This is a genomic window from Clostridium paraputrificum AGR2156 (genome assembly GCF_000424025.1).
GTDB classification, from domain to species: Bacteria; Bacillota; Clostridia; order Clostridiales; family Clostridiaceae; genus Clostridium; species Clostridium paraputrificum.
In genome coordinates this window covers 160,462-185,987 of record NZ_AUJC01000007.1, presented here as the reverse complement: position 1 = coordinate 185,987, position 25,526 = coordinate 160,462, and the positions used below count along the sequence as shown (strand labels likewise).

The following is a 25,526-nucleotide window of genomic DNA, read 5'->3' as shown; positions in this document are numbered from 1 at the left end:
TGACGGAGGCTTTTATTATTTTTTGAAAAATCAGGAGGTGAAAAAGAATGGAATCTGGAAATGGCAGTACGGAAAATGGAAGTATTAAAATTGAAGATAGTGATGTGTATCTGGATAAAGATCCTTTCTTTTTTACCCTTTTAACACCTTTCTGTTTTCAATTCTAAAACGAACATTATCCAAGTTACTAAATTTTCAAATTCAAAAAACAAAGTCTGTGGTTAAAAAATAGAATTTTTAACCCTTAGTTTCTTATTGCCTTTTTTAGGCGATAAGTAGATTGATTTAGTAAGGAGGAAAGAAAAATGTTAAAGGAAAGAATATTAACAGATAGACTAATTACATTAGGCAGAATGTCTAAGGCTGAATTATTTAATGAATTAAATACCAATATAAATGGATTATCAAATAAGATGGTAGAAGAAAGAAGAGATAAGTTTGGTAAGAATGAAGTAATACATGAAAAGGAAGCACCATGGATTATAGAGTTGTTAAAATCATTTATAAATCCTTTTAATATAGTTTTAGTTATATTAGCAATTGTATCTACTTTTACAGATGTAATTATTCCAAAGGCTGAAGATAGGAGTTTTACTGCAATAATAGTTATTTTAACTATGGTAACAGTAAGTGCTTTGTTACAATTTTTTCAAGAGAGAAAATCAAAGGATGCTACAAACAAGCTTAAGGCTATGGTTAAGACAACAACTTTAGTGAAAAGAGATGGTGAAGAGGCAAAAGAAATTGATATGGCAGAAGTAGTGCCTGGAGATATCCTATATTTATCTGCAGGTGATATGATACCAGCAGATATTAGAGTTATATCTTGTAAAGATTTATTTGTTGGGCAATCTTCATTAACTGGTGAGTCTGAACCTGTAGAAAAATTGGATCATTTAAAAGAAAGAGATAGAGGGATAGCAATATGTGATTTAGATAATATCCTTCTACTTGGCACCAGTATAATAAGTGGAAGTGCTATTGGTGTTGTAGTATCAACAGGGAATGATACCTATCTTGGTAGCATAGCAGTGGAAATATCTAATAAGGAAGAAGAAACAAGTTTCCAAAAAGGTGTTTCAAAGGTAAGTATGCTATTAATTAAATTTATGATGATTATGGTTCCTATAGTGTTTGTGATTAATGGAATTACTAAGGGGGATTGGTTACAAGCGTTTTTGTTTGCAATATCAATTGCTGTAGGACTAACTCCAGAAATGCTTCCTATGATTGTGACTACAAATTTAGCTAAGGGTGCTATGTCTATGGCAAAAAAGAAGACTGTAGTTAAAAAGATAGATGCAATTCAAAATTTTGGTGCTATGGATATTTTGTGTACAGATAAAACTGGAACACTAACATTAGATAAAATAGTTGTGGAAAAGCACTTAAATATAAAAGGAGAAGAAGATTTAAGAGTGCTAAGACATGCCTATTTAAATAGTTATTTTCAAACAGGCTTAAAGAACTTAATGGATGTTGCAATATTAGAACATGGAAGAGAAGCAGGATGTGATAAAGAAGAAGAGAGGTTTAAAAAAGTAGATGAGATACCATTTGATTTTACTAGAAGAAGAATGTCTGTTGTTTTAGAAGATAAGGTTGGAAAGAAACAGCTTGTAACTAAAGGTGCAATTGAAGAGATGCTAAATATTTCTTCTTACGTAGAAATGAATAGTGAAGTTGTTAAATTAACTGATGAATTAAAGAAAAAAGTATTAGATACAGTTAATGATTTAAATGGGGAAGGCATGAGGGTAATTGGAGTAGCTCAAAAAAATAATATTGAGGATATAATGGAATTTGGTGTTAAAGATGAGAAAGATATGGTTTTAATTGGATATATAGCATTCTTGGATCCACCAAAGGAATCTGCAGCTGAAGCTATTAGGGAATTAATTAAATACGGTGTAGATGTAAAAATATTAACTGGAGATAATGATTCTGTAACAAAGAAGGTTTGTAAGGAAGTTGGATTAGATGTTAATTATATACTTCTTGGAAATAATGTGGATATTATGAGTGATGAAGAGTTGTCAATAGCAGTTGATGAAACTAATGTGTTTGCGAAATTATCACCATTACAAAAGTCAAGAATTATAAAGGTATTAAAAGAAAAAGGTCATGTTGTAGGTTTTATGGGGGATGGAATAAATGATGCGGCTGCCCTTAAAGAAGCTGACGTAGGTATTTCTGTAGACACTGGTGTAGATATAGCTAAAGAATCTGCAGATATAATATTACTTGAAAAGAGTTTAATGGTTTTGGTTGATGGAGTTAAAGAAGGTAGAAGAGTCTTTGGAAATATAATTAAATATATTAAGATGACAGCAAGTTCAAATTTTGGAAATGTATTTTCTGTACTTGTGGCTAGTGCATTTTTACCTTTCATGCCAATGCTATCTATTCAATTATTAGTACAAAACTTATTATATGATTTCTCACAACTATCAATTCCTTGGGATAGAATGGATAAAGAGTATATAGAAAGACCCAAAAAGTGGGATGCAAAGGACATAGGAAGATTCATGATGTTTATAGGACCTTTAAGCTCAGTGTTTGATATTATAACTTTTTTGGTAATGTGGTTTGTGTTAGGAGCTAATACAATTGAGAATCAAGGGTTATTTCAAACAGGTTGGTTTGTAGTGGGGTTATTATCTCAAATACTAATTGTATATATGATTAGAACAGAAAAGGTTCCATTTATTCAAAGTAGACCAACTATACCAGTTATATTATTAACAACAGCAATAATGTTAATAGGGATTATGATTCCTTTTACTGCTATTGGAGAAGGCTTAGGTTTTGTTGCATTACCAAAAGTGTATTTCTTAATGGTTATTTTAATATTAGTTGGATATTGTGGTTTGGTGCAAAGTGTTAAAAAGATTTATATAAAGAAGTTTAATAACTGGTTATAGAATAAAAATCCGAATGTTGTCTCCTTTTGATTAAGGATAACATCCGGATTTTGTTTATAAAATCGATATGAAATTTAAATTTTATAAAAAATATTCGTAAATGCTATTGAAAAATGTCGAAAGTTATCTTATTATAAATCGGGGGCAAATTTCAGAAGTATGAAAGAGTGGTAAAATGAAAAACTTATTTAAAAAGGATGGTCTTTTAGACAATTTCTTTGAAATATCAAAAAATAATACAAGTGTTAGAACTGAAATGGTTGCAGGTATTACTACGTTTATGACTATGGCGTATATATTAATAGTTAATCCTTCAATACTTTCAGCAGCAGGAATGGATCAAGGAGCAGTATTTACAGCAACAGCTTTATCAGCTTTAGTTGCTACATTAATTATGGGATTATATGCAAAATTACCATTTGCTCAAGCACCAGGAATGGGACTTAATGCCTTTTTTGCTTTTACAGTAGTTTTAGGGATGGGATATTCATATCAATTCGCATTAACAGCAGTTTTCCTAGAAGGTATTATATTTATTCTTTTAACTTTATTTAATGTACGTGAAGCAATTGTTGATTCTATACCATCTAATATTAAGAAGGCAATATCAGTTGGGATTGGGTTGTTTATTGCTTTAATTGGACTTGAAGGAGCTGGAATTATAGTTCATCCACAAGATGGTGGAACAATAGTTGCTCTTGGAGATATAACTAGTGGAACAGCTTTACTTGCAATAATAGGTATTCTTATTACTGGAATATTATTGGTAAGAAAAGTTAAAGGAGCTTTATTTATCGGAATGTTAATTACTGCTGTAGTTGGGATTCCAATGGGTGTTACACCAGTGCCAACAACTATAGTTAGTGCGCCACCATCAATAAGCTCAGTGTTCTTACAATTTGAATGGTCAAATATTTTTTCGATAGATATGTTGATAGTACTATTTACATTATTATTTATGGATATGTTTGATACTATAGGAACTTTAGTTGGAGTTGCTACTAAGGCTAAGATGTTAGATGAAAACGGAAAGGTTCCTAATATTAAAAAGGCTTTATTTGCAGATGCAGTAGGTACAACTTTTGGAGCTTGCGTAGGAACTAGTACAGTAAGTACATTTGTTGAAAGTGCATCAGGAGTTGCAGAAGGTGGTAGAACAGGACTTACAGCAGTTTCTACTGGTATAATGTTTGCTTTAGCATTATTTTTCTCGCCAGTATTTGCGTCAATAACTTCAGCTGTAACATGTTCAGCTTTAGTATTAGTAGGTTTATTTATGATAGAGCCTATTAAAGAGATAGAATTAAATGAGTATACAGAAGCTATACCTGCATTCTTAACAATAATAATGATGCCATTATCATATAGTATTTCAGATGGTATAGTATTTGGAGTTGTTTCTTACATAGTATTAAAGATATTTGCTGGTAAAGCCAAAGACATTAGCTTTACAACTATAATAGTAGGTGCAATATTTTTACTTAAGTTCTTAATTTAAATATAAGTAATGAAAAAGAGGTTTTGAATTTCGAAATCTCTTTTTATATAGATATTTAAGAAATAATTTCTAGTTTAAAAGATAATATCCTAGTTTGAAAATATTCATCTTACATACACTATGTTATAAGGAATTTCACAATTTGTTTACTTTGAAAAAATAGATTAAAGATGGTAAACTAATGAAGGATTTAAATTAATTAGTATAAAGTACAAAAGATAATAAGGAGAGTAAAAACATGTTAGAAGATGAAAAAAAATTAAGGTGGTATAACCTTGCACTTATGGCCTTTGTATCTGTATGGGGGTTTGGTAATGTTGTTAATAACTTTGCAAACCAAGGGTTAAAAGTTATAGTTTCATGGGTGCTAATTATAGGATTATACTTTGTACCTTATGCATTAATGGTAGGGGAATTAGGATCTGTTTTTAAAGATGGTAAAGCAGGAGTTAGTACTTGGATAGGAAATACAATGGGAAAAAAGCTTGCTTATTTTGCAGGATGGACTTATTGGGTTGTACATATTCCATACTTGGCTCAAAAACCTCAAGCAGTACTTATAGCCTTAGGATGGGCAGTTAAAGGTGATGGAACTCTTGTAAGTGATATGCCTACATTAACAGCTCAATTAATTACATTAGTAATATTTTTAATATTCTTATGGGTAGCTTCAAGAGGGATAACTTCTCTTAAAACTATAGGTAATATAGCAGGAACATCAATATTTATAATGTCAATGCTTTATATACTATTAGTTATTGCAGCACCATTTATAAGAGGAACTGATATTGCAACAGCTAACATTACAGTTGAAACTATAATACCTAGATTTGATTTTACTTACTTTACAACATTATCAATGTTAGTGTTTGCGGTTGGAGGAGCAGAAAAAATATCTCCATATGTAAATAATACAAAAAATCCATCAAAGGAATTTCCTAAAGGAATGTTAACTCTAGCTATCATGGTAGCAATATCAGCTATTTTAGGATCAGTAGCTATGGGAATTATGTTTGATGCAAATAATATTCCTAAGGACTTAATGATGAACGGTCAATATTATGCATTTAAGATGCTAGGTGAGTATTATGGAGTGGGTAATATATTATTAATTATATATGCGCTTGCTAATATGACAGCACAAATTTCTGCTTTAGTATTCTCTATAGATGCACCATTAAAAGTACTTTTAGCAGATACTGATGATAATTTTGTACCAAGAACTTTAACTAAGACAAATAAGTATGGAGCACCTATTAATGGATACTTAATGACTGCTATCTTAGTTGGAATACTTATAGTTGTACCAGCATTAGGAATTGGTGATATGAGTGAGTTATATAACTGGTTATTAAAGTTAAATTCTGTAGTTATGCCAATGAGATATCTATGGGTATTCTTAGCATTTATAGCACTTAAGAAGGCTTCGGATAGATATAATTCAGAATATAAGTTTGTTAAGAATGATAAGGTAGCCCTAGGATTTGGGGTATGGTGCTTTATATTTACAGCCTTTGCTTGTATCATGGGAATGTTCCCTTCAGGAATTCAAGCTTATTCAGGTGAATGGTGGTTCCAAGTTATATTAAATGTAGTGACACCATTTGTATTAATAGGATTAGGATTAATACTACCTTTAATAGCTAAAAGGAAAAAGAATACATAATTTTTAATAAAATCTTAAAATAAGGCTTTGAGTCTTTATTCATCTAAGAGTTAATTGTATAATAGGATTAGCAAAAGAAAATAATAATTATTATGAGGTAAAATTATGAACAAAGGTACATTGAGAACAATAATGTATATAGCATTGGGTGTTTTAATATTTTCAGTTGTTATTAATTTATTCTTTTCAATACTTCCATATCTTTTAGTAGGTGGAGCGGCAATTTATGTAGTTACTAAGGTTGTAGGATATTTTAATTCTAAAAAGAGTAAGAGAAGTAGTAATGAATCAACAAATAATAATTATGAAGTATATGTTGATGATTCTGTAGATACAAGTAATGCTATAGATGTAGATTTTGAAGATGTAGACAAATAAATAGATAAACATAGGGATGGTTTGAACAGCCATCCTTTTTTGAGTTTAATTAGTATTAAAAGGGGAAATTTATATGAATATAAGAAAATTAAAAATTTTTTATGCAACAGCAACTAGTTTAAATATGACCAAGGTAGCAAAGGAACTATACATAAGTCAACCATCTGTAAGTCAAGCTATTCATGAGTTTGAAGAGGAGATAGGTGCAAGATTATTTGATAGAATAGGTAAAAGAATTTACTTAACAAATGAAGGAGAAGTTTGTCTTAATTATGTGCGAAGAATTCTTAACTTATATGAGGAAGCAACTGAAAAAGTCAATGAAATAACTAATCAAGAAAAGGGAAAAATAAAAATAGGAGCTAGTACAACAATAGGTACATATATTCTTCCTGATATATTAAAGGAGTTTGTTGAGGTGCATAAAGGAATTGAAATTTCTTTAATAATAGAAAATACTACAAATATAGAAAAGCTAATTCTAGAGAATAAGGTGGATTTTGCTTTTGTAGAAGGTAGGATAATATCTGAAGAAATAAATAAGATTCCAGTATGGAAGGATGAAATTGTATTTATAACTAGTGCTAAACATCCTTTAGGAGATAAAGGCATTATAACTCCTAAAGAACTTAAAAAGGAAAAGTTAATAATGAGAGAGTTTGGTAGCGGCACTAGAGAAATTGTTGAGAGTTTCTTTTTAGAAAAAAATATAGATTATAGAATTTTTATGGAACTTGGAAATACAGAAGCTATAAAGAAAAGCGTAGAAGCTAATTTAGGAGTAGGTTGTATCTCTAAAAGATGTTTAGAAGATAAAGTTGAAAAAGGTGAATTAAAGACTTTAAGAATGGATTGTGGCAATATAAACAGAGAACTTATTCTTATAATACATAAGGATAAGTTTATGAACAACAATATGAAAGAGTTTATAAAATTTATTAATAAGTAAAAACCTATGGTATATATCAAATTTAAGTATTTTACCTTTTGAATATTTCAGTAGTATACTAAAAGCAACAAATGAGACTACAGAAAGCTATTAATCATTAGGAGGAATGCTATGATAGATAAAAATACATTTATTAAAAATTTTAGAAGTGTTCATGATAATCTGCCAATAGGAGCAGTTGCAACATCAGTTGGAGCAACAACATTATCTAATATATTTGCTTTAAGAGAGTTGACTTTCTTAAAGGATATATTTATGAACATGGCAGCAATAGTGGCTTTGTTTGCATTACTTAAACTGTTTTTTTACCCTAAAACAGTAAAGAAAGAATTAGAATTGCCAGTACTGGCAAGTGTCTTCCCTACATTTGGTATGTTAATTATGATTTTAGGTAACTACTATTTAAAGTTTAGTTATACATTAGGTAAGACAATGTGGCTTTTTGGGATTGTAATTTATAGTGTGATCTCAATTATAGCTATTTATAAACATTTAATAAAGAATTTTAATTTTAATACCTTTGTGCCTAGTTTTTTTATTCCCTTTGTAGGAAGTCTAGTGGCGTGTGTAAGTAGTACAGGAATGAATGAAACTATGTTAACTAAAGTTATCTTCTATTGGGGTACAACAACATATTTTTTTATATTACCTTTTATGATATACAGATTGTATAAGGGGGATATCGAAAAGCAAATATATCCTACAGTAGTTATTATGGCAGCACCACCTAGTTTGGTAATAATAAGTTATTTAACAGTGTTTACAAATTACAATAGAAATTTTGTAGGGTTAATGGCAGTGATAGTATTCTCTATAACCTTATATTCTTATGTTCAAATTCCTAAATGCTTAAAAGAGAAGTTTAATGCAGGTTTTGCAAGTTTAACCTTTCCGTTAGCAGCAACAACACTTGCAACTTTTAAAATTAGTATGTATTTCTTGACTGTAAATGCAACTTTAGCGCATTTGTTTGAAGGAATTGGAGTTGTAGAATTATTTATTGCTACCTCAGTGATTGGGTTTGTCCTTTACAATTTGTTTAATCTACTATTCCAAAAATTAACCATGCAAGATGCAATAGAATAGTTAAAAGTAAGAAGAGAAATTATTATGTGATTTCTCTTTTTGATTATTCTAAATTAATTTTCGGATTTAATAAAATGAAGTTTCAAGAAATCATAATTTCATTTTAATTGCTATTAAAGTGTATGTAATGTATAATATTGCTATAAAATGAAAGTTTTAATTTAAAAGGGGGCAAAATGATGGCGAAAGTAAAAATGACAACTCCATTGGTTGAAATGGATGGAGATGAAATGACTAGAATCCTTTGGGGCATGATAAAGGATGAATTAATAATTCCTTTTGTTGATTTAAAGACAGAGTATTATGATTTAGGGCTTGAATATAGAAATGCCACTAATGATCAAGTTACAATTGATGCAGCTAATGCTATTAAAAAATATGGGGTTGGTGTTAAGTGTGCAACAATAACACCTAATGCTGCAAGAATGAAGGAATATGATTTAAAAGAAATGTGGAAGAGCCCAAATGGTACAATTAGGGCAATATTGGACGGTACAGTATTTAGGGCTCCAATAATAGTAGATCCTATTAAGCCATACGTTAGAAATTGGAAGAAGCCAATTACAATTGCAAGACATGCTTATGGTGATATATATAGGGATGTTGAAATGAAGGTGGAAGGAAAAGGAAAGTGTGAGCTTGTTTTTACATCTGAAGATGGGAAAGAAAAAAGAGAATTAATTCATAACTTTGATGGAGCAGGTGTGGTTTTAGGAATGCACAACTTAGACAAATCTATTGAAAGTTTTGCAAGAAGTTGTTTTAATTTTGCATTAGATACAAAGCAAGATTTATGGTTTGCCACTAAAGATACTATTTCAAAAAAATATGATCACACATTTAAGGATATATTCCAAGAAATATTTGATAAGGAATACAAAAATAAGTTTTATGAAGTTGGTATAGAATATTTCTATACATTAATAGATGATGCTGTTGCAAGAGTAGTTAAGTCGGAAGGCGGGATGATATGGGCTTGTAAGAATTATGATGGAGATGTAATGAGTGATATGGTTGCTACTGCTTTTGGATCATTAGCTATGATGACTTCAGTATTAGTTTCTCCAGAAGGAAATTATGAGTATGAAGCAGCTCATGGAACTGTTCAAAGGCATTATTATAAACATTTAAAAGGTGAAGAAACTTCAACAAATTCAATGGCAACTATATTTGCTTGGTCTGGCGCTTTAAGAAAGCGTGGAGAGCTTGATGGGAATAAAGAACTTATGGATTTTGCTGATAAGTTAGAAAAAGCATCTATACAAACAATAGAAGAAGGTATAATGACAAAAGATTTAGCTTCACTAGCCTCAATGGAAAATGTTAAGGCTGTTAATAGTGAAGAGTTTATTAAATCTATAAGAGAAAGATTATAATATAAAAACGAAACTACCGAGGTAGTTTCGTTTTTATGTTTTTAATATATTCAAATAAAGTCATTAGCAAACTAATATATAAATATAAGAACTTAAGAATATAACAATATATAAATATATAAATATAACTTGATGTTTTTTACTATATAAGGAAATTATAAAATTTTAATTTGCTTGAGATTTCTAGAACTACTAACTCATGATTATTAAATAGCCTAAATTGAAAATGTATTATAATTTGAGTGTTGGTTAAAGTATTCAGGTCTCTGAACTAGAATGTTAATGAGGGAATCTTTTATATTGAAGGTTAAAAATTTAAGTATGCTTTTAGAATTATAAGAGTAATTATCATTAATTCTGCAAATACTAATGGATATATTTTTTATATTTGTATGAGAACTTTAATTGTATAAGAATATTAAGTCTAAAGATGAAAGCTCTTCTTTTATTTATTTAGCATAGTTACCATAACATTCATGATTTTTAGTTAGATAATAGGTAGGAGATTTATCAGTCAATTCATTTACTAGCATACAAGAGTTGTTGTAGTTTTTTTTTATTAGTTCGTCCATCTTATTTTCTGTTTTGTCTAGTAGGGTGTGCTGATTTTTCCGAAAGACTTACAGTGTAGATTAGATATCTGAAGTATTTTTACATTATACTCTGTTATTTTATTTGAAGTTAGGTATATTCATAAAACACCTATCTTTCGTAAATACTAAAACACTTACAGTTTCTAAATAATAGAATAAATGAATGTAAGTAGAATTTCTATATAAAAAATACAATATACAAAAAACTTACAAATTATATAATAAAAATGTTTACATTTAGAGAAAAATCGTATAAAATATGATTGTGATATTTATTTGGTAATATATATTTGGATAAATGTATATATAGAAAGATATTACAAATAAAAAACTTAAAGGTATATACAAATGAGGAAAATTGTGTTACTATGTAAATGATAACAAAACTTAATATTTGTTTTGTATACAATAAACTTACATACGTGGTTGAATACTTTGTTATTTTATTTAATAAAATATAGTATTAAGAGATTTAGTTTAAAGGTAACAGGGGGAACTGAAGGGAATGAATAAGGTTTTAGTAATTTGTAAGGGAACAGGACAATCAAAATCCTTTGAAAGGTTTATGGATGATTATACAAAGAAAAATAATCTTCCTATAGAATGGATTTATGCAAATGATAAAGAGTATTTAGATGTTATAGAAGGTGGAGATGTTAAAGTGGCAATTATTTCTCCAGAAGTAGTTTTGGTAGAAGCTCAAATAAAATCAACTTTAGAATCTAAAAATACTCCATATATAGTTATTAAACCTGCAGATTTTGGTTTAAAGAGAGTAGAAAAGTTTATGCCTGATGTTGAAAAATATATAGTTTAATATATTTAAGAAAAAGGTGAGAATATGGGAGAAATCTTGATAACTAGAGATTACCATGAGTTATACAGTTCTCAAGAGTTCAAGATTATTATAGATGGCAAAGAGGTAAATAACATAAAAAACAATAAAAGAAAAGTTATTTCTTTGTCAGTTGGACAACATGAAATGTATATTCAAGTAATGGGGACAAAGAGTCCAACCAAAATAGTTAATATAGAGCCTAAGAAAACATTAAGATTAAGTTGTGGGAGTAACTTAAAGGGATTTAAATATATATTTCATTGGTTATTTGCTTTTAGTAAAAATAATATATATTTAGAAGAAACGATTTAGAGTTCTATTTTAGATGTAAAGTTAATAAATATATTATAAAAATATGATCTCTTTTAAGATAAGGTTTACAATGGACAAGCATAATTTAGCTTTGTATGTTTGTATATATTAAAAAATCTGAGGCACAAGGTTTTTTAAAGTATAGAAACATTCATATAAATTTATTAAAATTAAATTATTATTAGGGGGGAACAAAAAAATGATGGACAAAATTTCAGCAGCATTAGAAAAATATCTAATGCCAGTAGCGTCATTCATCGGTGGACAAAAACACTTGATTGCTATTAGGGATGGTTTCATTACTTCTCTTACAGTATCAATGACAGGTGCATTAGCATCAATGATGAATAACGTTTTCTTTAATGAAACTTCATTTGTAGGTCAATACTTAAACAAGATTGACGCATATCATGAATCAGTACAACCAATTCTACAAAAATATGCAATTCCAGTGATGGGGGATATTTGGTTTGGTACTTCAGCAATTTTATCAATATTTATATTATTAGGTGTAGCTTATTCATTAGCTAAGTCAAATGAAATGGATGGAATAGGTGCAGCTTTAATAGCTTTAGCATCTTGGTTCACAATATTCCCACAAACAGCTATGGGTGTATTTTCAAAAGCAGAAGATGGTACTTTTACAGAAGGTGCATGGGGATTAATGCCAGTTGGTCAATTAGGATCAAATGCTATGTTCTCAGCAATGTTAGTTGGTTTAGTAGCAGCTCAATTATTCGTTACCTTCACTAAGAAGGGATGGGTTATTAAGATGCCAGAACAAGTGCCACCAGCAGTATCAAAAGCATTCGCTGCTGTAGTTCCAGGAGGATTAACATTAGTTATTTTCGGTATTATAGCTGAAATATTCGCACAAGCTGTTAAGACACCATTTGTTGATTGGATGTTAGAAGTAGTTCAAAAGCCAATGATGGCACTTGGACAATCTCCATTCACTTATATCTTCTTAATATTTATTGCTCAATTACTATGGTTCTGTGGTTTACACGGTTCAAACATGGTAGATCCTGCATTAAATACTATGTATAAGACAGCTTTACTTGACAACGTAAATGCAGTTGCTCAAGGTAAAGAACCTATATATGCATTAACTAGAAACTTCGTTGACGTTTACGCTCAACCAGGTGGGTCAGGGTGTACGTTAGCTTTAATAATTGCTATATTCATATTCTCTAAGAGACAAGAAGCTAAAGAATTAGCTAAAATAGCAATTGCACCTGGTATATTCCAAATTAACGAACCAGTTATCTTTGGTTTACCAATCGTATTAAATGCTACTTATTTTGTTCCATTTATCATAACTCCACCAATATGTTTAGCAATAGCTTGGGTATTTACAGAAAAGATTAAGTTTGCTAACTACTTATGTGTTGAGTTACCATGGACAACTCCACCAATAATCTCTGCATTCTTCGGAACTGCTGGTGATTTTAAGGCAGCAATCCTTGCAGCAGCATTATTAGTACTTTCAGTTGTAATTTGGACACCATTCGTTATAGCTGCAAACAGAATGGGAGATTCTGAACAAGCTTAAGAATGAGTTTTAAGTAAATATTTAAATTTGAATGCATAAGCCCTTGGCTTATGCATTCTTTATAAGTTATAATAAATGCATATTGTATTTATGAAAGGATGGGAATTATATGGCCTTTTCAAATTCAGTGGAATTAAGTTATCCAGTAGAAGAAGTATTCAAGTTATTTATAAGAACAGCAAAAAGAGACTTCCCAAGATTTAATGAAGAGAATCCAGTTGGATGTAAGGTAAATAAAAAGGTAGGGGCATACTCTGCAGGGGCTACAACTATGGAAGTTGAGATAACTGGATTTGTAAAAAATGAGTTATATCAAATTGTAAGCACTAATGGAAGTGTTAAATATACATCTACATATGAGTTTGAAGTGATAGATGAAAATACTACACGACTTACACTAATAGAAGAGGATGAGAAACCAGGTATTTTTCCTTGGTTTAATACATTAGTTCAATCAGTTTTATTTAAAGGAAGAGTAAGAAAAAGATTTATATATTTTGTAGAAAGATTAGAAGAGGAGTTGGAAAGATATAGAAGCAATATTGAGAAGAACTCTAAATCTAGAGCAGATGAAGAAGCAAAAATAAAGGCAAAAGCTGAAGCTAAGAAAGCTAAAGAAGCGGCTAAAAAAGCTAAGGAAGAAGCACAAGCAGCTAAGATGGCAGCTGCAAAGGCAATTGCTGAAGCTAAAGTAGCAGCAGAACAAGCAGAGAAAGCTGCTAAGGAAGCAGAAGCAAAATCTCAAAATATAGAGTATGTAAATGAAGAAGTTGTAGTTGATGAAACAGCTACAAATGAAGGTGAAAATAATTAAATTTAAATATAATGATGATTTATAAAAAAACTCGCTTTTGCGAGTTTTTTTCTTGTATGAAGAAAAGTAAAGTAATATAATTAAAAATCATAGAACAAAAGAAAATGGGGTGTTTATGTGTTTAAGTTACTTGAAACACTAGTAGAAAAAAACAAAAAATATGGAAATGATGGACAGTTAGCGTCTTATATACCAGCATTGCTTGAAGCTAATCCTAATGATTTAGGGGTTGCTATAGTAGATGTAGAAGGAAGAAAGTATTATGCAGGACAGTGTGAAAAGAACTTTACAATACAGAGTATTTCTAAAGTGGTAAGTTTGATTTTAGCCCTTGGAGATAATGGAAGAACAAATGTATTTAAGAGAGTAGATGTGGAGCCTACTGGCGATGGTTTTAATAGTATAGTGAATTTAGAAACAAAGGATAAAAAAAGACCATACAATCCCATGATTAATGCAGGTGCTATAGCTACAACCTCATTAATTTATGGAGAAGATGGGGAGGATAAGCTTGAAAGAATAATTAAGTTTATGAGAAAAGCAACAAATAATCCGAATATTTCAATTAATGAAGAAGTTTATGTTTCTGAAAGAAGAACTGGTGATAGAAATAGGGCTTTAGCATATTTTATGAAAAGCAATGGAATGCTTCAAGGTGATGTAGAAGAAATTTTAGAATTATATTTTAGACAATGTTCAATAGAAGCAAATGCAATTGATTTAGCTATGTTTGGATCAGTTCTAGCAAATGATGGTGTAACACCATGGAATGGTGAAAGATTGATGTCTAGAGAAACTTGTAGAATAGTTAAGACTATAATGGTTACTTGTGGAATGTATGATGCATCAGGAGAATTTGCAGTTCATATTGGTATACCTGCAAAAAGTGGAGTAGGGGGAGGTATATTAGCTACTGTTCCTAGAAGAATGGGTATTGGAGTGTACGGTCCTGCTTTAGATAAGAAAGGGAATAGTTTAGCTGGTATACATGTATTAAAAGATTTGTCGGAAGAACTAGATTTAAGTATCTTTTAGTTGTATTGAATTAATCTAGAGTTTTTTGGGGAGTTTTATAAATGTATAATGATTTTAAATTAGAATAATAGTATAATTATTCTATGGATAAATATAGTAGCCTGCTATAGATAGCAGGCTATTATTGAATTGGAGGAAAATATGGAAAAGATATTAATTTTAGATTCTAACTCCCTTATGAATAGGGCCTTTTATGCACTACCTCCTTTAACGAATAGTGAGGGTGTTCATACAAATGCAATATATGGGTTTACAAATATGTTATTTAAGATGCAAGAGGAGATTAAACCAGACTATATAGTTGCTGCTTTTGATAAGAAAGCACCTACATTTAGACATAAAGAGTATGAAGATTATAAATCTGGTAGAAAAAAAATGCCGCCTGAACTTGCAGAGCAGTTTCCTATAATAAAAGAGTTATTAACTCTTATGGGAATTAATATATATGAGATTGATGGGTTTGAAGCAGATGATATTATAGGTACAGTTTCAAGACTATCAGAGAAAAATAATATTGAAAGCTTTATAGTTACTGGAGATAAGGATGCTCTTCAATTAGCATCAGAACACACAAATGTAGTAATAACTAAAAAGGGTGTTAGTGAAACTGCTGTATATAATGAAAAGGCATTTATAGATGAATTTGGAGTGACTCCAACTCAATTTATAGATGTAAAAGGGCTTATGGGAGATAAGTCTGATAATATACCAGGAGTTCCAGGTATTGGAGAGAAAACTGCATTTAAACTTATTCAGACATATGGATCAGTTGAAGGTGTATTAAGTAATATTGATGAAATTAGTGGTAAAAAATTAAAGGAAAACTTAACTACATATAGTGAGCAAGCAATATTTTCAAAAAAGCTAGCTACTATAATGACAGAGGTTCCTATAGATATAAGTCTTAAAGATATAAAAAACAAAGATGGTTATGATAGGGAGAAGCTTAAGAAGTATCTATTTAAGTTACAGATGAAATCATTAGTTTCAAAACTTGGAATAGATTCTGATGAAGAAAAGGAAGATAGTACACTAATAAGCAAAGTAGCTACTATAGAAGAATTAAAGAAATTATTAGCTTCATGCAATGAGAAGGTATATATATCTTATAATACATTTGATTCATCTTTATACTCAAAGATAGAAGTAAATAAGATGTTTATTGGTGTTAAAGGTAGTGTAAGTGAAATTTTACTTAATGATATTTATTTAGAGAATAAAGAAGAGGCATTAAATATAATTAAGGCTTTTATGGAAAATGATAAGGTAAAGAAGGTTATCCATAACTGTAAGAACTTAATTACAATTTTAAGCAAGCACAATATAGAGCTTAAGGGATTAGAGTTCGACACTGCTATAGCTGCTTATATAATAGATTCATCTAAAGGTGAATATAATTTAAATACATTAGTTAATGAGTATTTAGGAGAAGATCCAAAGGGAACAGCTGAAGAGATTGAAGCAAAATTGGCGTCATATCTAGATGAGTTATATACTGAACTTAAGGGTAGGATAGAAGATGATAAGATGGAAGAGCTTTATTATAAAGTGGAACTTCCACTTGTATATGTTTTGTCAGCTATGGAAAAGGAAGGCTTTAATATAGACCATAATATGCTTAAGGATCTTCAAATAAAGTTTAGAGAAGAAATAGATAGAACTCAAAAAGAAATTTATGAACTTGCAGAAGAGGAATTTAATATAAATTCTCCTAAGCAATTAGGAAAAATACTATTTGAAAAGATGGATTTACCTGTTATTAAGAAAACTAAGACAGGATATTCAACTAATGCAGAGGTATTAGAAAAATTATCAGATAAACATGAAATAATACCAAAAATTATTTATTACAGACAAATAACAAAGTTGAATTCTACCTATGTAGAAGGGCTTCAAAATGTAATAGATGAAGATGGTAAAATACATTCAAGTTTTAATCAATTAGTAACGACAACAGGAAGATTATCAAGTACAGAACCTAATCTTCAAAATATTCCTATTAAATATGAAATGGGAAGAGAGATAAGAAAAGTCTTTATTCCAGAAGGAAGTAATGATACCCTACTTTCATGCGATTATTCTCAAATTGAATTAAGAGTTTTAGCTCATATGTCTAATGATGAGAATATGATTGATGCATTTAAGCATCATAGTGATATTCATAGAAAGACTGCTTCTGAGGTATTTAATGTACCAGTTGAAGAAGTTACATCACTTATGAGAAGTAGAGCAAAAGCAGTTAACTTTGGTATTGTTTATGGAATTAGTGATTTTTCTCTTGCACAAGATTTAAAGATAACTAAGAAAGAGGCAGGAGAGTATATGGATATTTATTTTGAAAGATATCCTAAGATTAAGTCATATTTAGAAGAGATTGTTAGTAAAGCTAAAGAAGAGGGATTTGTTTTAACAATATTAAATAGAAGAAGATTCATACCAGAAATAAAGTCTTCTAATAAAATCGTAAAAGCTCTTGGAGAAAGATTAGCTATGAATGCTCCAATTCAAGGAAGTGCAGCAGATATTATAAAGATAGCTATGGTTAACGTATATAATAGGCTAAGAGAGGAAAAACTAAAGAGTAAACTGATTTTACAGGTTCACGATGAACTTATTCTTAATGTAAAGCCAGAAGAAGAAGAAATAGTAAGAAAACTAGTTAAAGATGAGATGGAGAACGCAGTTAAGTTACATGTACCTATGGAGGTAGATGTAAATGAAGGTCACACTTGGTATGAAGCTAAGTAAGGGGGCATAGAAAATGTTGAAGATAGGGCTTACTGGTGGGATAGGTACAGGAAAAAGTACTGTGTCTAGAATGCTTATAGCATCAGGTTTTAAAGTGCTAGATGCAGATTTAGTAGCAAGGCAAGTACTAATACAATATCCCGAAATATTAGATAAGGTAAGAATAGAATTTGGTGAAGGTTTTTTCGATTGGAGAGGGGAATTTAGAAGAAAAGAGTTTGGAAACCACATTTTTAGATTTCCTAAATTAAGAGTTAAATATGAAAATATAATAATTCCATATATAAAGAAAGAAATTAACTTGGCCTTTGAAAGATACGAGCAAAATGGTGTTAGTTTAGTAATACTGGATGCACCAACTTTAATTGAAAATAATCTTCATGAAGATATGGATTATGTAATTTTAGTTTGGGCAGATAATACAACTCAGGTTCAAAGAGTAAAAACAAGAGATAAGCTTTCGAATAATGATGCCATAAGTAGAATTAATGCTCAAATGCCAATAGAAGAAAAGAAAAAGTATGCCAATATACTTATTGATAATAATGGAGAGTTAGTAAAAACTAAGAATCAGGTAGATGAGCTGGTTAAATTCTTAAAAATAATATAATATCGAGGGAGTAAGAATGAAGCTTAAAAGATTAATTATAATATTAGTGGTAATAGTAGCAGTTTATTTTAGTGGAGAATTCGTATTGAAGACATATTTATTTCCTTTTAAGCATAAAGAAGCAATTGTTAAGTACTCAGAAGAATATAATTTGGATCCATATCTAGTATTAGCAGTAATTAAGGCAGAGAGTAAATTTAAAGCTGATGCTGAATCACATAAAGGTGCTATTGGGTTAATGCAAATTACAGGAGATACAGCAGATTGGATAGCAATACAAATGGGACTTGAGGATTATGATAGAAGTAAGTTGTATGATGAAGATTATAGTATAATGATGGGATGTTGGTACTTAGATAACTTAAGAACTGAGTTTGGAGTACTAGATAATTATATTGCAGCTTATAATGCAGGGAGAGGAAATGTAAACAAGTGGTTAAATAACGAGGAGTATTCAAAAGATGGTAAGATCTTAGATTATATACCGTTTAAAGAAACAAAAAAGTATGTGGATAGGGTAAATTCATATTACAAAATATATAAGGCAATATATGAATAGATTATATAGGGGGCAATATGAGGAAAAAGAATACAGTAGTAGTTTTAATAGCATTGGTTGTTTTAGTTGGATTTGGAATGTATTATTTTAAGCCGTATTTATTACCAATAAATAGTGGGGTTGTATGGTCAGAAAATGTGGTGTCTGAGCGAGAGCAAATATTATTAGATTTTGTTAATGATAAATTAACTGATGAAAAAGGTGGAATAAAAACAAACTATACAGAAGAGAATTCAGATGGAGATATTACAAAAGGAAGCTCTGTCTTATCAGAATCAGAGGGGCTAATGCTTATATACTATTTACATAGAGGAAGTAAAGAAGATTTTAATAGAACTCTTCAATATATAAAAGAAAACATGATTCTTGAAAGTGGAGTTATAAGCTGGAGAGTTGAAGGGAATAAGCCTTCGTTGACATCAGCTACTATTGATGACCTAAGAATAATTAAAGCTTTATTATTAGCTACAGAAAAGTGGAAGGATCAGAGCTATAGAAGAATGGCTTTAAATATTTCCCAGGGAATAAAAAAAGATCTATTAGAAAATGACTTGCTATCAGACTTTAATGATGGATATAACAAAAGTAAAAAAACGACTTTGTGTTATTTAGATCTTCAGACTATAAAGCTTTTATCTAATCTAGATAGTGATTATAAAGATGTATATAAAAAATCATTAGATATACTTGAGGGTGGATATATTAGTGATAGTGTACCTTTATATAAAAAAGAGTATAATTGGGAAGATTGTAGTTATGATGAAGGTGATATAGATATGCTTTTATCTACAATAGTAATATTAAATAAACTTGATGCTGGTGAAGATGTATCTAAGAGTGTATCTTGGATAAAAGAGAGAATGCTTAATGATAAAAAGCTATATTCTACCTATAGTGTAAGTAATGGAAGAGCGTTAAGTAATATAGAATCTACATCTATATATTCTAATGTAATTCAAATAGCAGCTGAAGTTGGAGATAAAGAACTTTATAATAGTTGTTTATCAAGACTTCAGGAATTTCAAGTAATAAATCCTAGAAGTGATATTTATGGATCTTTTGGGGATGAAAATACTTTACAGGTATATTCATTTGATAATTTGAATGCATTAATAGCTATGAGAAGAACTATTAATTAAATATTATATTAAGAGGAATTGCAAAGCAATTTCTCTTTTTTGTCCAAAAGTTAAGTATGAATATGAATTTTTGTTATGGATTTGAGAAGAATAAAATTGTTAGGAAATTGTAACATTTTAAAATTAATGACCAACAGTCATAAAAGTGTGTTATAATAATTTCATCAATTTAACTAAAGGATGAGGTAATAATATGAAAAATGCATTAAGGATTTTTAAACGTGATCTAAAGAAGGTATTAACAAATTGGGTTGCACTTGTAGTAGTTATTGCACTAATAATATTACCAGCGCTATATGCCTGGTTTAATGTAAAGGCTATGTGGGATCCCTATGGAAATACAAGAGGGATAAAAATTGCTGTAGTTAATGAGGATATAGGTGCATCATTAGATGGTAAAGAAATTAATGTAGGAGAAGAGATTGTTAAGAAACTTGAAGAAAATGAAAATATAGGTTGGCAGTTCGTAGATAGAGAAGATGCTCAAGAAGGTGTTAGGACAGGAAAATACTATGCTAGTATGATAGTGCCAGAGGATTTTTCAAACAAACTTTTATCTATAACAGAAAATAGAATAATAGAGCCAACATTAGAATACACAGTTAATGAAAAGAGTAATTCTGTAGCACCTAAGATAACAGATAAAGGTGTAGGTACTGTTAAGGATCAAGTAAGTGAGCAGGTTGTGGAGACAGTTGATGGAATTATTTTTAGTGTATTAAACAAAATTGGTGTTGAAGTAACAAACTCAAAGCCGGAAATAAGAAAATTAATTGATGTAATTTACAAATTAGATGAGGAAATGCCACAAATTGAAGAATTAATTAATAAGGCATATGATGGAACTATAACCGTAGATGAAATGGTAAATAAGATAAATGGATTAATGCCAACAATTGAAGATACTATAAATACAAGTCAAGATGTATTAGGAACAAGCAAGGAGTATTTAGATAAGGCAAAAGCATCATTGACACAGTTATCACCAGTTATTAAACAAGATTTAATAGTTGGTGAAAATGTAGTAGGAGGAATAAATAGCTTATTACAATCTATTGATGAAAATACATCACCTGAAAAAGTAAAGGAAGTTCTTACAGCAATAAAAGGTAAGGTTGAGGGGTTAAACAATTCTGTAGAGTCATTAATTAAGCTATTAAAGTCTATAAATAATTTAATTCATAATAAAGATTTAGATAATGCTATAGGAAATTTAACTAAAATAAAGGATGAAGTAGATAAGGTATTAGATTTAATAAATACAGGAATTGAGAGCGGTAATAATGAAGCTTTTAAAGATAAATTTAAGGACCTTCAAGAAAGAGTAGAAAGAATAGATTCAATATTAACAAGCATATTGGATAATTATGATGGTAAAATAGTACCAGCATTAAATACTGGTATAGCTCAGTTAACTAAAATAGCAGATAATACTTCAATGCTAATGAATGAAGCAGAAAAAAGTATACCTGATTTAAAGGATATACTAGCATTAATAGGAGAAGGCTCTAAACTTGGTAATGAGAAGCTAGGAGTTTTAAAAGAAAAGATGCCTACCTATAAAGAAAAGCTTCATGGATATGTAGAAAAGATAAAAGACCTTGATGATGAAGAGAAAATAGATAAGATATTAGACTTAATTACAGGAGACGCAAATGCTCAAAGTAAGTTCTTATCAAGTCCTATACAAGTAAATGAAACTAAGGTATTCCCAATTCCAAACTATGGATCAGGAATGTCCCCATTTTTCTCAGCTCTTTCTATGTGGATAGGAGCAGTGCTATTATTGTCATTGTTTACTACACATGCTAAAGATTTTGAGGATGGTACACAATTAAAACCTTATGAAGAATACTTAGGCAAATATTTATTCTTCTTAACCATGGGAGTACTTCAATCTGTTGTTATAACATTAGGAGATATCTTTATATTAAAAGCATATGTTGTACATCCAATTCTATTTGTTGTATATGGAGCTTTTATAAGCATTGTATTTGTTACAATAGTTTATACTTTAGTTTCTCTGTTTAGAAATGTAGGCAAAGCTTTAGCTGTAATTTTACTTGTATTACAGATAGCTGCTTCTGGTGGAACGTATCCAATAGAAGTTATGCCAGAATTTTTCCAAAGTATACATCCATTACTTCCATTTAAGTATGCTATTGGTGGTTTAAGGGAAGCTGTAGGAGGAATTGTACCAGAATTATTATCTAGAGATACAATAGTTTTAGCTGGATTTTTCTTAGTATTTTTAGTAATTGGAGTATTAGGGAAAAAATATTTAAATAAAGCTTTAGATAAGTTTTCACGAAAATTAGAAGAAAGTGAAATTGTAGGTCACTAAGCAATTAAGATGAAGAGTTTCTTCATCTTAATTTTTATAAATCAATTTAGGAGAGATAACTATGGAAAAGTTTAGATTTATGGATTCAGAGGGTAAAAATATTTATGTTTATAAGTGGGAACCTAAAGAGAAAAATATAAAAGGAGTTATTCAAATAGCTCATGGTATGACAGAAACAGCTTTAAGATATAGCTATTTTGCAGAAAAGTTAAATGAGGCGGGGTTTGTGGTATATGCTAATGATCATAGAGGGCATGGAAATACTGCATGCACAAAAGAAGAATTAGGATATATTGCAGATGAAGATGGATTTCATTGGATGGTAGAGGATTTGAAGGAGCTTACAGATATAATAAAGATGCAATATCCTAATGTACCATTAATATTATTTGGTCATAGTATGGGATCTTTTTTAAGCCAAAGATATATACAACTTTATGGCGATAAAATTGATGGACTAATACTTTCAGGAACAAATGGAATACCTAAAAAGATAACTAAAATAGGAAGGCTAATTGCTGGCTGTGAAATAAAACTATATGGAAGAAAACATATAAGTAAAGTTATGGATAAGCTTTCTTTTGGCGATTTTAATAGCAATTTTAAACCTAATAGGACACAATATGATTGGTTATGTTCAGTTGATGAAGAAGTTGATAAATATATTGCAGATGAAAAGTGTGGCTTTATTTGTTCTTCATCCTTCTATTATGATTTAATTAATGGATTATGGAAGATACATGAAAAAGAATCATTAAATAGGATACCAAGAAATTTACCAATATATATATTTGCAGGGGATAAAGATCCCGTAGGATATGAAGGAAAAGGAATAGAAAGTTTATTTAATTTATATAAAGAAATTCAAATAGAGGATGTTTCGTATAAACTGTATAAAGGTGGAAGACATGAAATGTTAAATGAATGGAATAAAGATGATGTAATAAATGATATTTTAAAGTGGACAAGGAAGATTGTTTAAATAAATAAAACTTTAAAGAAGAGATTCTGAATTTAAGAGTCTCTTTTTTTATGGCTATGTTAAATATAATAAAAAATATATATACGCTTTTTTACTAAACTGTCTTCATAAAAATAAAAAAATCTAATTTTAGACATTAAAAGAATTTATATATAATAAAAAACTTCATAACTTCACATATTTTAGAAAATAATGTAAAATAAGAGTGTGGGGAGATGATGATTTGTTAGATAATGAGAATTGGAAAGACATTATTTATTGGCAAATAAAAAATGTTGTACTTTATTTGCTAATAATGATTTTTATATATAGTTTTGTTTATATTGTATTTATAGATTATAAGGATATATTGGATATGATTAATAGCATACTTCTAATAATTATTGGAGTTTCTGCAATTATAATTATAAATACAACAATGTTGTTACCTGAGAGAATTGTTAAATTGAGCAGTTTATTATATATAGTAATAGTTATTTTCGCTTTACTAGAGTTATTACCCAAACATAGAATGTACCTTAAGGAAATTACTTTTGGACAAGTCGGTTTTGAGAGCTTTATGTATATGTGTTTTTTCTCTGCATTGATACTTGTTTATACCAATATGGGCAAAAGAGAAAATAAAAAAATAAAAATAATATCCTATTTCATAATAGTCATATTTATATGTAATCAATTTACTGGAAGAAGTTTTATAATTATAAAACTTCTTTCAATAATACTGTTAGTAATATCCTATTTTACTTTAGCTGACTTTAAGTTCATTGAAGATAAAAAGTTAAATATTGCAAAGTTAGGAAATATATCATTTCTTTTAATAACTATAAGTAGCTTTAAATCTACGTATATATATGTCTATGAGGCTTTTTTAATTACTATGATTCTGTATACGGTAGTTCTTATGAAAAATATAGTTAATAATCCTTATAAGGTATTATTTAAAGACCTTTTTGAAAAAGGGATAGAAATGAAGAATTTAAATACAAAAATAATTGAAAAGAATAGAGAATTAGAGTTTTCTCAAAATGTTGTTATGAAAAAGGAGAAGGCTTTTAAGAGTTTTTTTCAGAATGTTCCTATACCATTAATAATTTTGAATAAAGGAACTCAAAGGATTTCTTTTGCAAATTCTAGTTTTGTTAATATTGTAGAAAATAAATCTTTAAAAAGTATTATAAATAAGAAAATTACATCCGTAATAAGTGTAGATGAAGGCCAATTAAATAAATTTAATTATAGTGAAGGAAAGATAATACTTAGGGGGTCTATATCTAATAAGGGAGATTTAAAATATTTTGATATAGAGTTAATTGATAGTAGTACAAGTGGTGATGAAATAATAGTAATACTAAATGATGTTACATCAAATGTTAAAGTTGATTCAATGAAAGAAGCTATTCAAAATAAAATGTTAGAAGAAAACTTGAAAAGAGATTTTCTATCAAATATATCCCATGATCTAAAAACGCCTATTAATGTGATATACTCAGCAACGCAGCTAGAAGAGTGTTTAATAAAAAATAGTAATATTAGTGGATTGAAAAAATATAATACTATTTCTAAACAAAACTGTATTTCATTGATAAGATTAGCTAATAACCTTATAGATACTAGTAGGATAGAATCTGATTATATATCTGCTAACCTTAAAGTTAAAAATATTGTAGATATAATAGAGAATATAATCGCAACATTAGTAGACTATGCTCATAATAATAATGTAAATTTGATTTTTGATACTAATGAAGAAGAGGTATATGTAGAATTAGACGAAGATTTTATGCAGAGAATAATTGTGAACTTAATTTCCAACTCTATAAAGTTTTGTGATTATAATGGAATGATAAAAATAAATGTACATGCTTCTGATAAGAAAGTAGAGGTCTCCGTACAAGATAATGGAATAGGAATGGAAGAAGAGTTTATAAAAGATATATTCAACAGATATTCTATGGGAAAAAATAATGAAGCAAAATCCAATAAAGGAACAGGTATTGGTATGTTTGTTGTAAAAAGATTGATGGAAATACAAAATGGAAATATATCTGTGAGTAGTAAAGTAGGAGAAGGAACAAGATTTGATTTAGTATTTAATAGAGTTTTAGAAAGGTGTTAGAAAT

At 29.3% G+C, this 25,526-nt stretch carries 19 protein-coding genes; all 19 read left to right on the top strand.

The annotated features are described in order from the left end of the window. The first annotated feature begins 305 nt into the window (after nucleotides 1-305). Nucleotides 306-2,924 carry a magnesium-translocating P-type ATPase gene (gene mgtA / locus G594_RS0108825; RefSeq protein WP_027098260.1) on the top strand — a complete coding sequence of 873 codons (2,619 nt, stop codon included), beginning with the start codon at nucleotides 306-308 and terminating at the stop codon, nucleotides 2,922-2,924. A gap of 175 nt (nucleotides 2,925-3,099) precedes the next feature. Continuing rightward, nucleotides 3,100-4,422: an NCS2 family permease gene (locus tag G594_RS0108820; RefSeq protein WP_027098259.1), complete on the top strand. Its 1,323-nt coding sequence runs from the start codon at nucleotides 3,100-3,102 to the stop codon at nucleotides 4,420-4,422. 238 nt (nucleotides 4,423-4,660) lie between these two features. Continuing rightward, nucleotides 4,661-6,088: an amino acid permease gene (locus G594_RS0108815; RefSeq protein WP_027098258.1), complete on the top strand. Its 1,428-nt coding sequence runs from the start codon at nucleotides 4,661-4,663 to the stop codon at nucleotides 6,086-6,088. 105 nt (nucleotides 6,089-6,193) lie between these two features. Further along, nucleotides 6,194-6,466 (top strand): hypothetical protein, encoded by a 273-nt coding sequence (locus tag G594_RS0108810; RefSeq protein WP_027098257.1) that lies wholly within the window; start codon nucleotides 6,194-6,196, stop codon nucleotides 6,464-6,466. Nucleotides 6,467-6,539: 73 nt separating this feature from the next. After that, the gene (locus G594_RS0108805) at nucleotides 6,540-7,415 is read left to right on the top strand and encodes a LysR family transcriptional regulator (protein ID WP_027098256.1); all 876 of its coding nucleotides are present in this window, start codon (nucleotides 6,540-6,542) and stop codon (nucleotides 7,413-7,415) included. 111 nt (nucleotides 7,416-7,526) lie between these two features. After that, nucleotides 7,527-8,501 (top strand): TDT family transporter, encoded by a 975-nt coding sequence (locus tag G594_RS0108800; protein ID WP_027098255.1) that lies wholly within the window; start codon nucleotides 7,527-7,529, stop codon nucleotides 8,499-8,501. Nucleotides 8,502-8,680: 179 nt separating this feature from the next. Next, nucleotides 8,681-9,877 carry an NADP-dependent isocitrate dehydrogenase gene (locus tag G594_RS0108795; RefSeq protein WP_027098254.1) on the top strand — a complete coding sequence of 399 codons (1,197 nt, stop codon included), beginning with the start codon at nucleotides 8,681-8,683 and terminating at the stop codon, nucleotides 9,875-9,877. 1,098 nt (nucleotides 9,878-10,975) lie between these two features. Beyond that, the gene (locus tag G594_RS0108790; protein ID WP_027098253.1) at nucleotides 10,976-11,287 is read left to right on the top strand and encodes a hypothetical protein; all 312 of its coding nucleotides are present in this window, start codon (nucleotides 10,976-10,978) and stop codon (nucleotides 11,285-11,287) included. A 24-nt stretch (nucleotides 11,288-11,311) separates the two neighbouring features. Beyond that, the gene (locus tag G594_RS0108785; RefSeq protein WP_027098252.1) at nucleotides 11,312-11,620 is read left to right on the top strand and encodes a hypothetical protein; all 309 of its coding nucleotides are present in this window, start codon (nucleotides 11,312-11,314) and stop codon (nucleotides 11,618-11,620) included. Nucleotides 11,621-11,819: 199 nt separating this feature from the next. Further along, entirely contained in the window at nucleotides 11,820-13,175 is a 1,356-nt protein-coding gene (locus tag G594_RS0108780) for a PTS sugar transporter subunit IIC (protein ID WP_049179270.1), read from the top strand. Between the two features lie 109 nt (nucleotides 13,176-13,284). Continuing rightward, nucleotides 13,285-13,989 carry a DUF3284 domain-containing protein gene (locus G594_RS0108775; RefSeq protein WP_027098250.1) on the top strand — a complete coding sequence of 235 codons (705 nt, stop codon included), beginning with the start codon at nucleotides 13,285-13,287 and terminating at the stop codon, nucleotides 13,987-13,989. A gap of 117 nt (nucleotides 13,990-14,106) precedes the next feature. Next, nucleotides 14,107-15,024: a glutaminase A gene (gene glsA, locus G594_RS0108770; protein ID WP_027098249.1), complete on the top strand. Its 918-nt coding sequence runs from the start codon at nucleotides 14,107-14,109 to the stop codon at nucleotides 15,022-15,024. Nucleotides 15,025-15,165: 141 nt separating this feature from the next. After that, on the top strand, nucleotides 15,166-17,772 hold the full coding sequence (gene polA / locus G594_RS0108765; protein WP_027098248.1) for a DNA polymerase I: 2,607 nt from the start codon (nucleotides 15,166-15,168) through the stop codon (nucleotides 17,770-17,772). A 13-nt stretch (nucleotides 17,773-17,785) separates the two neighbouring features. After that, complete coding sequence (gene coaE / locus G594_RS0108760; protein WP_027098247.1) at nucleotides 17,786-18,382, top strand: dephospho-CoA kinase; 597 nt, start codon at nucleotides 17,786-17,788, stop codon at nucleotides 18,380-18,382. 16 nt (nucleotides 18,383-18,398) lie between these two features. Further along, on the top strand, nucleotides 18,399-18,941 hold the full coding sequence (locus G594_RS0108755) for a lytic transglycosylase domain-containing protein (protein WP_027098246.1): 543 nt from the start codon (nucleotides 18,399-18,401) through the stop codon (nucleotides 18,939-18,941). Nucleotides 18,942-18,958: 17 nt separating this feature from the next. Next, nucleotides 18,959-20,080 carry a glycosyl hydrolase family 8 gene (locus G594_RS0108750; protein ID WP_027098245.1) on the top strand — a complete coding sequence of 374 codons (1,122 nt, stop codon included), beginning with the start codon at nucleotides 18,959-18,961 and terminating at the stop codon, nucleotides 20,078-20,080. Between the two features lie 193 nt (nucleotides 20,081-20,273). Then, nucleotides 20,274-22,424: a YhgE/Pip domain-containing protein gene (locus G594_RS0108745; protein ID WP_027098244.1), complete on the top strand. Its 2,151-nt coding sequence runs from the start codon at nucleotides 20,274-20,276 to the stop codon at nucleotides 22,422-22,424. Nucleotides 22,425-22,485: 61 nt separating this feature from the next. After that, nucleotides 22,486-23,406, top strand: coding sequence for an alpha/beta hydrolase (locus tag G594_RS0108740; protein ID WP_034866254.1), 921 nt, complete (start codon nucleotides 22,486-22,488; stop codon nucleotides 23,404-23,406). Between the two features lie 223 nt (nucleotides 23,407-23,629). Further along, a complete protein-coding gene (locus G594_RS0108735) occupies nucleotides 23,630-25,522 on the top strand; it encodes a sensor histidine kinase (protein WP_051195950.1) in 1,893 nt (630 codons plus the stop codon). Nucleotides 25,523-25,526: the final 4 nt, after the last annotated feature.

Coding starts and splice junctions, on each gene's coding strand:
- coaE (WP_027098247.1), top strand. CDS start 17,786: ATGTTGAAGATAGGGCTTACTGGTGGGATAGGTACAGGAAAAAGTACT.
- G594_RS0108745 (WP_027098244.1), top strand. CDS start 20,274: ATGAAAAATGCATTAAGGATTTTTAAACGTGATCTAAAGAAGGTATTA.
- mgtA (WP_027098260.1), top strand. CDS start 306: ATGTTAAAGGAAAGAATATTAACAGATAGACTAATTACATTAGGCAGA.
- G594_RS0108755 (WP_027098246.1), top strand. CDS start 18,399: ATGAAGCTTAAAAGATTAATTATAATATTAGTGGTAATAGTAGCAGTT.
- G594_RS0108790 (WP_027098253.1), top strand. CDS start 10,976: ATGAATAAGGTTTTAGTAATTTGTAAGGGAACAGGACAATCAAAATCC.
- polA (WP_027098248.1), top strand. CDS start 15,166: ATGGAAAAGATATTAATTTTAGATTCTAACTCCCTTATGAATAGGGCC.
- G594_RS0108750 (WP_027098245.1), top strand. CDS start 18,959: ATGAGGAAAAAGAATACAGTAGTAGTTTTAATAGCATTGGTTGTTTTA.
- G594_RS0108820 (WP_027098259.1), top strand. CDS start 3,100: ATGAAAAACTTATTTAAAAAGGATGGTCTTTTAGACAATTTCTTTGAA.
- G594_RS0108805 (WP_027098256.1), top strand. CDS start 6,540: ATGAATATAAGAAAATTAAAAATTTTTTATGCAACAGCAACTAGTTTA.
- G594_RS0108785 (WP_027098252.1), top strand. CDS start 11,312: ATGGGAGAAATCTTGATAACTAGAGATTACCATGAGTTATACAGTTCT.
- G594_RS0108795 (WP_027098254.1), top strand. CDS start 8,681: ATGGCGAAAGTAAAAATGACAACTCCATTGGTTGAAATGGATGGAGAT.
- G594_RS0108740 (WP_034866254.1), top strand. CDS start 22,486: ATGGAAAAGTTTAGATTTATGGATTCAGAGGGTAAAAATATTTATGTT.
- G594_RS0108815 (WP_027098258.1), top strand. CDS start 4,661: ATGTTAGAAGATGAAAAAAAATTAAGGTGGTATAACCTTGCACTTATG.
- G594_RS0108775 (WP_027098250.1), top strand. CDS start 13,285: ATGGCCTTTTCAAATTCAGTGGAATTAAGTTATCCAGTAGAAGAAGTA.
- G594_RS0108810 (WP_027098257.1), top strand. CDS start 6,194: ATGAACAAAGGTACATTGAGAACAATAATGTATATAGCATTGGGTGTT.
- G594_RS0108780 (WP_049179270.1), top strand. CDS start 11,820: ATGATGGACAAAATTTCAGCAGCATTAGAAAAATATCTAATGCCAGTA.
- G594_RS0108800 (WP_027098255.1), top strand. CDS start 7,527: ATGATAGATAAAAATACATTTATTAAAAATTTTAGAAGTGTTCATGAT.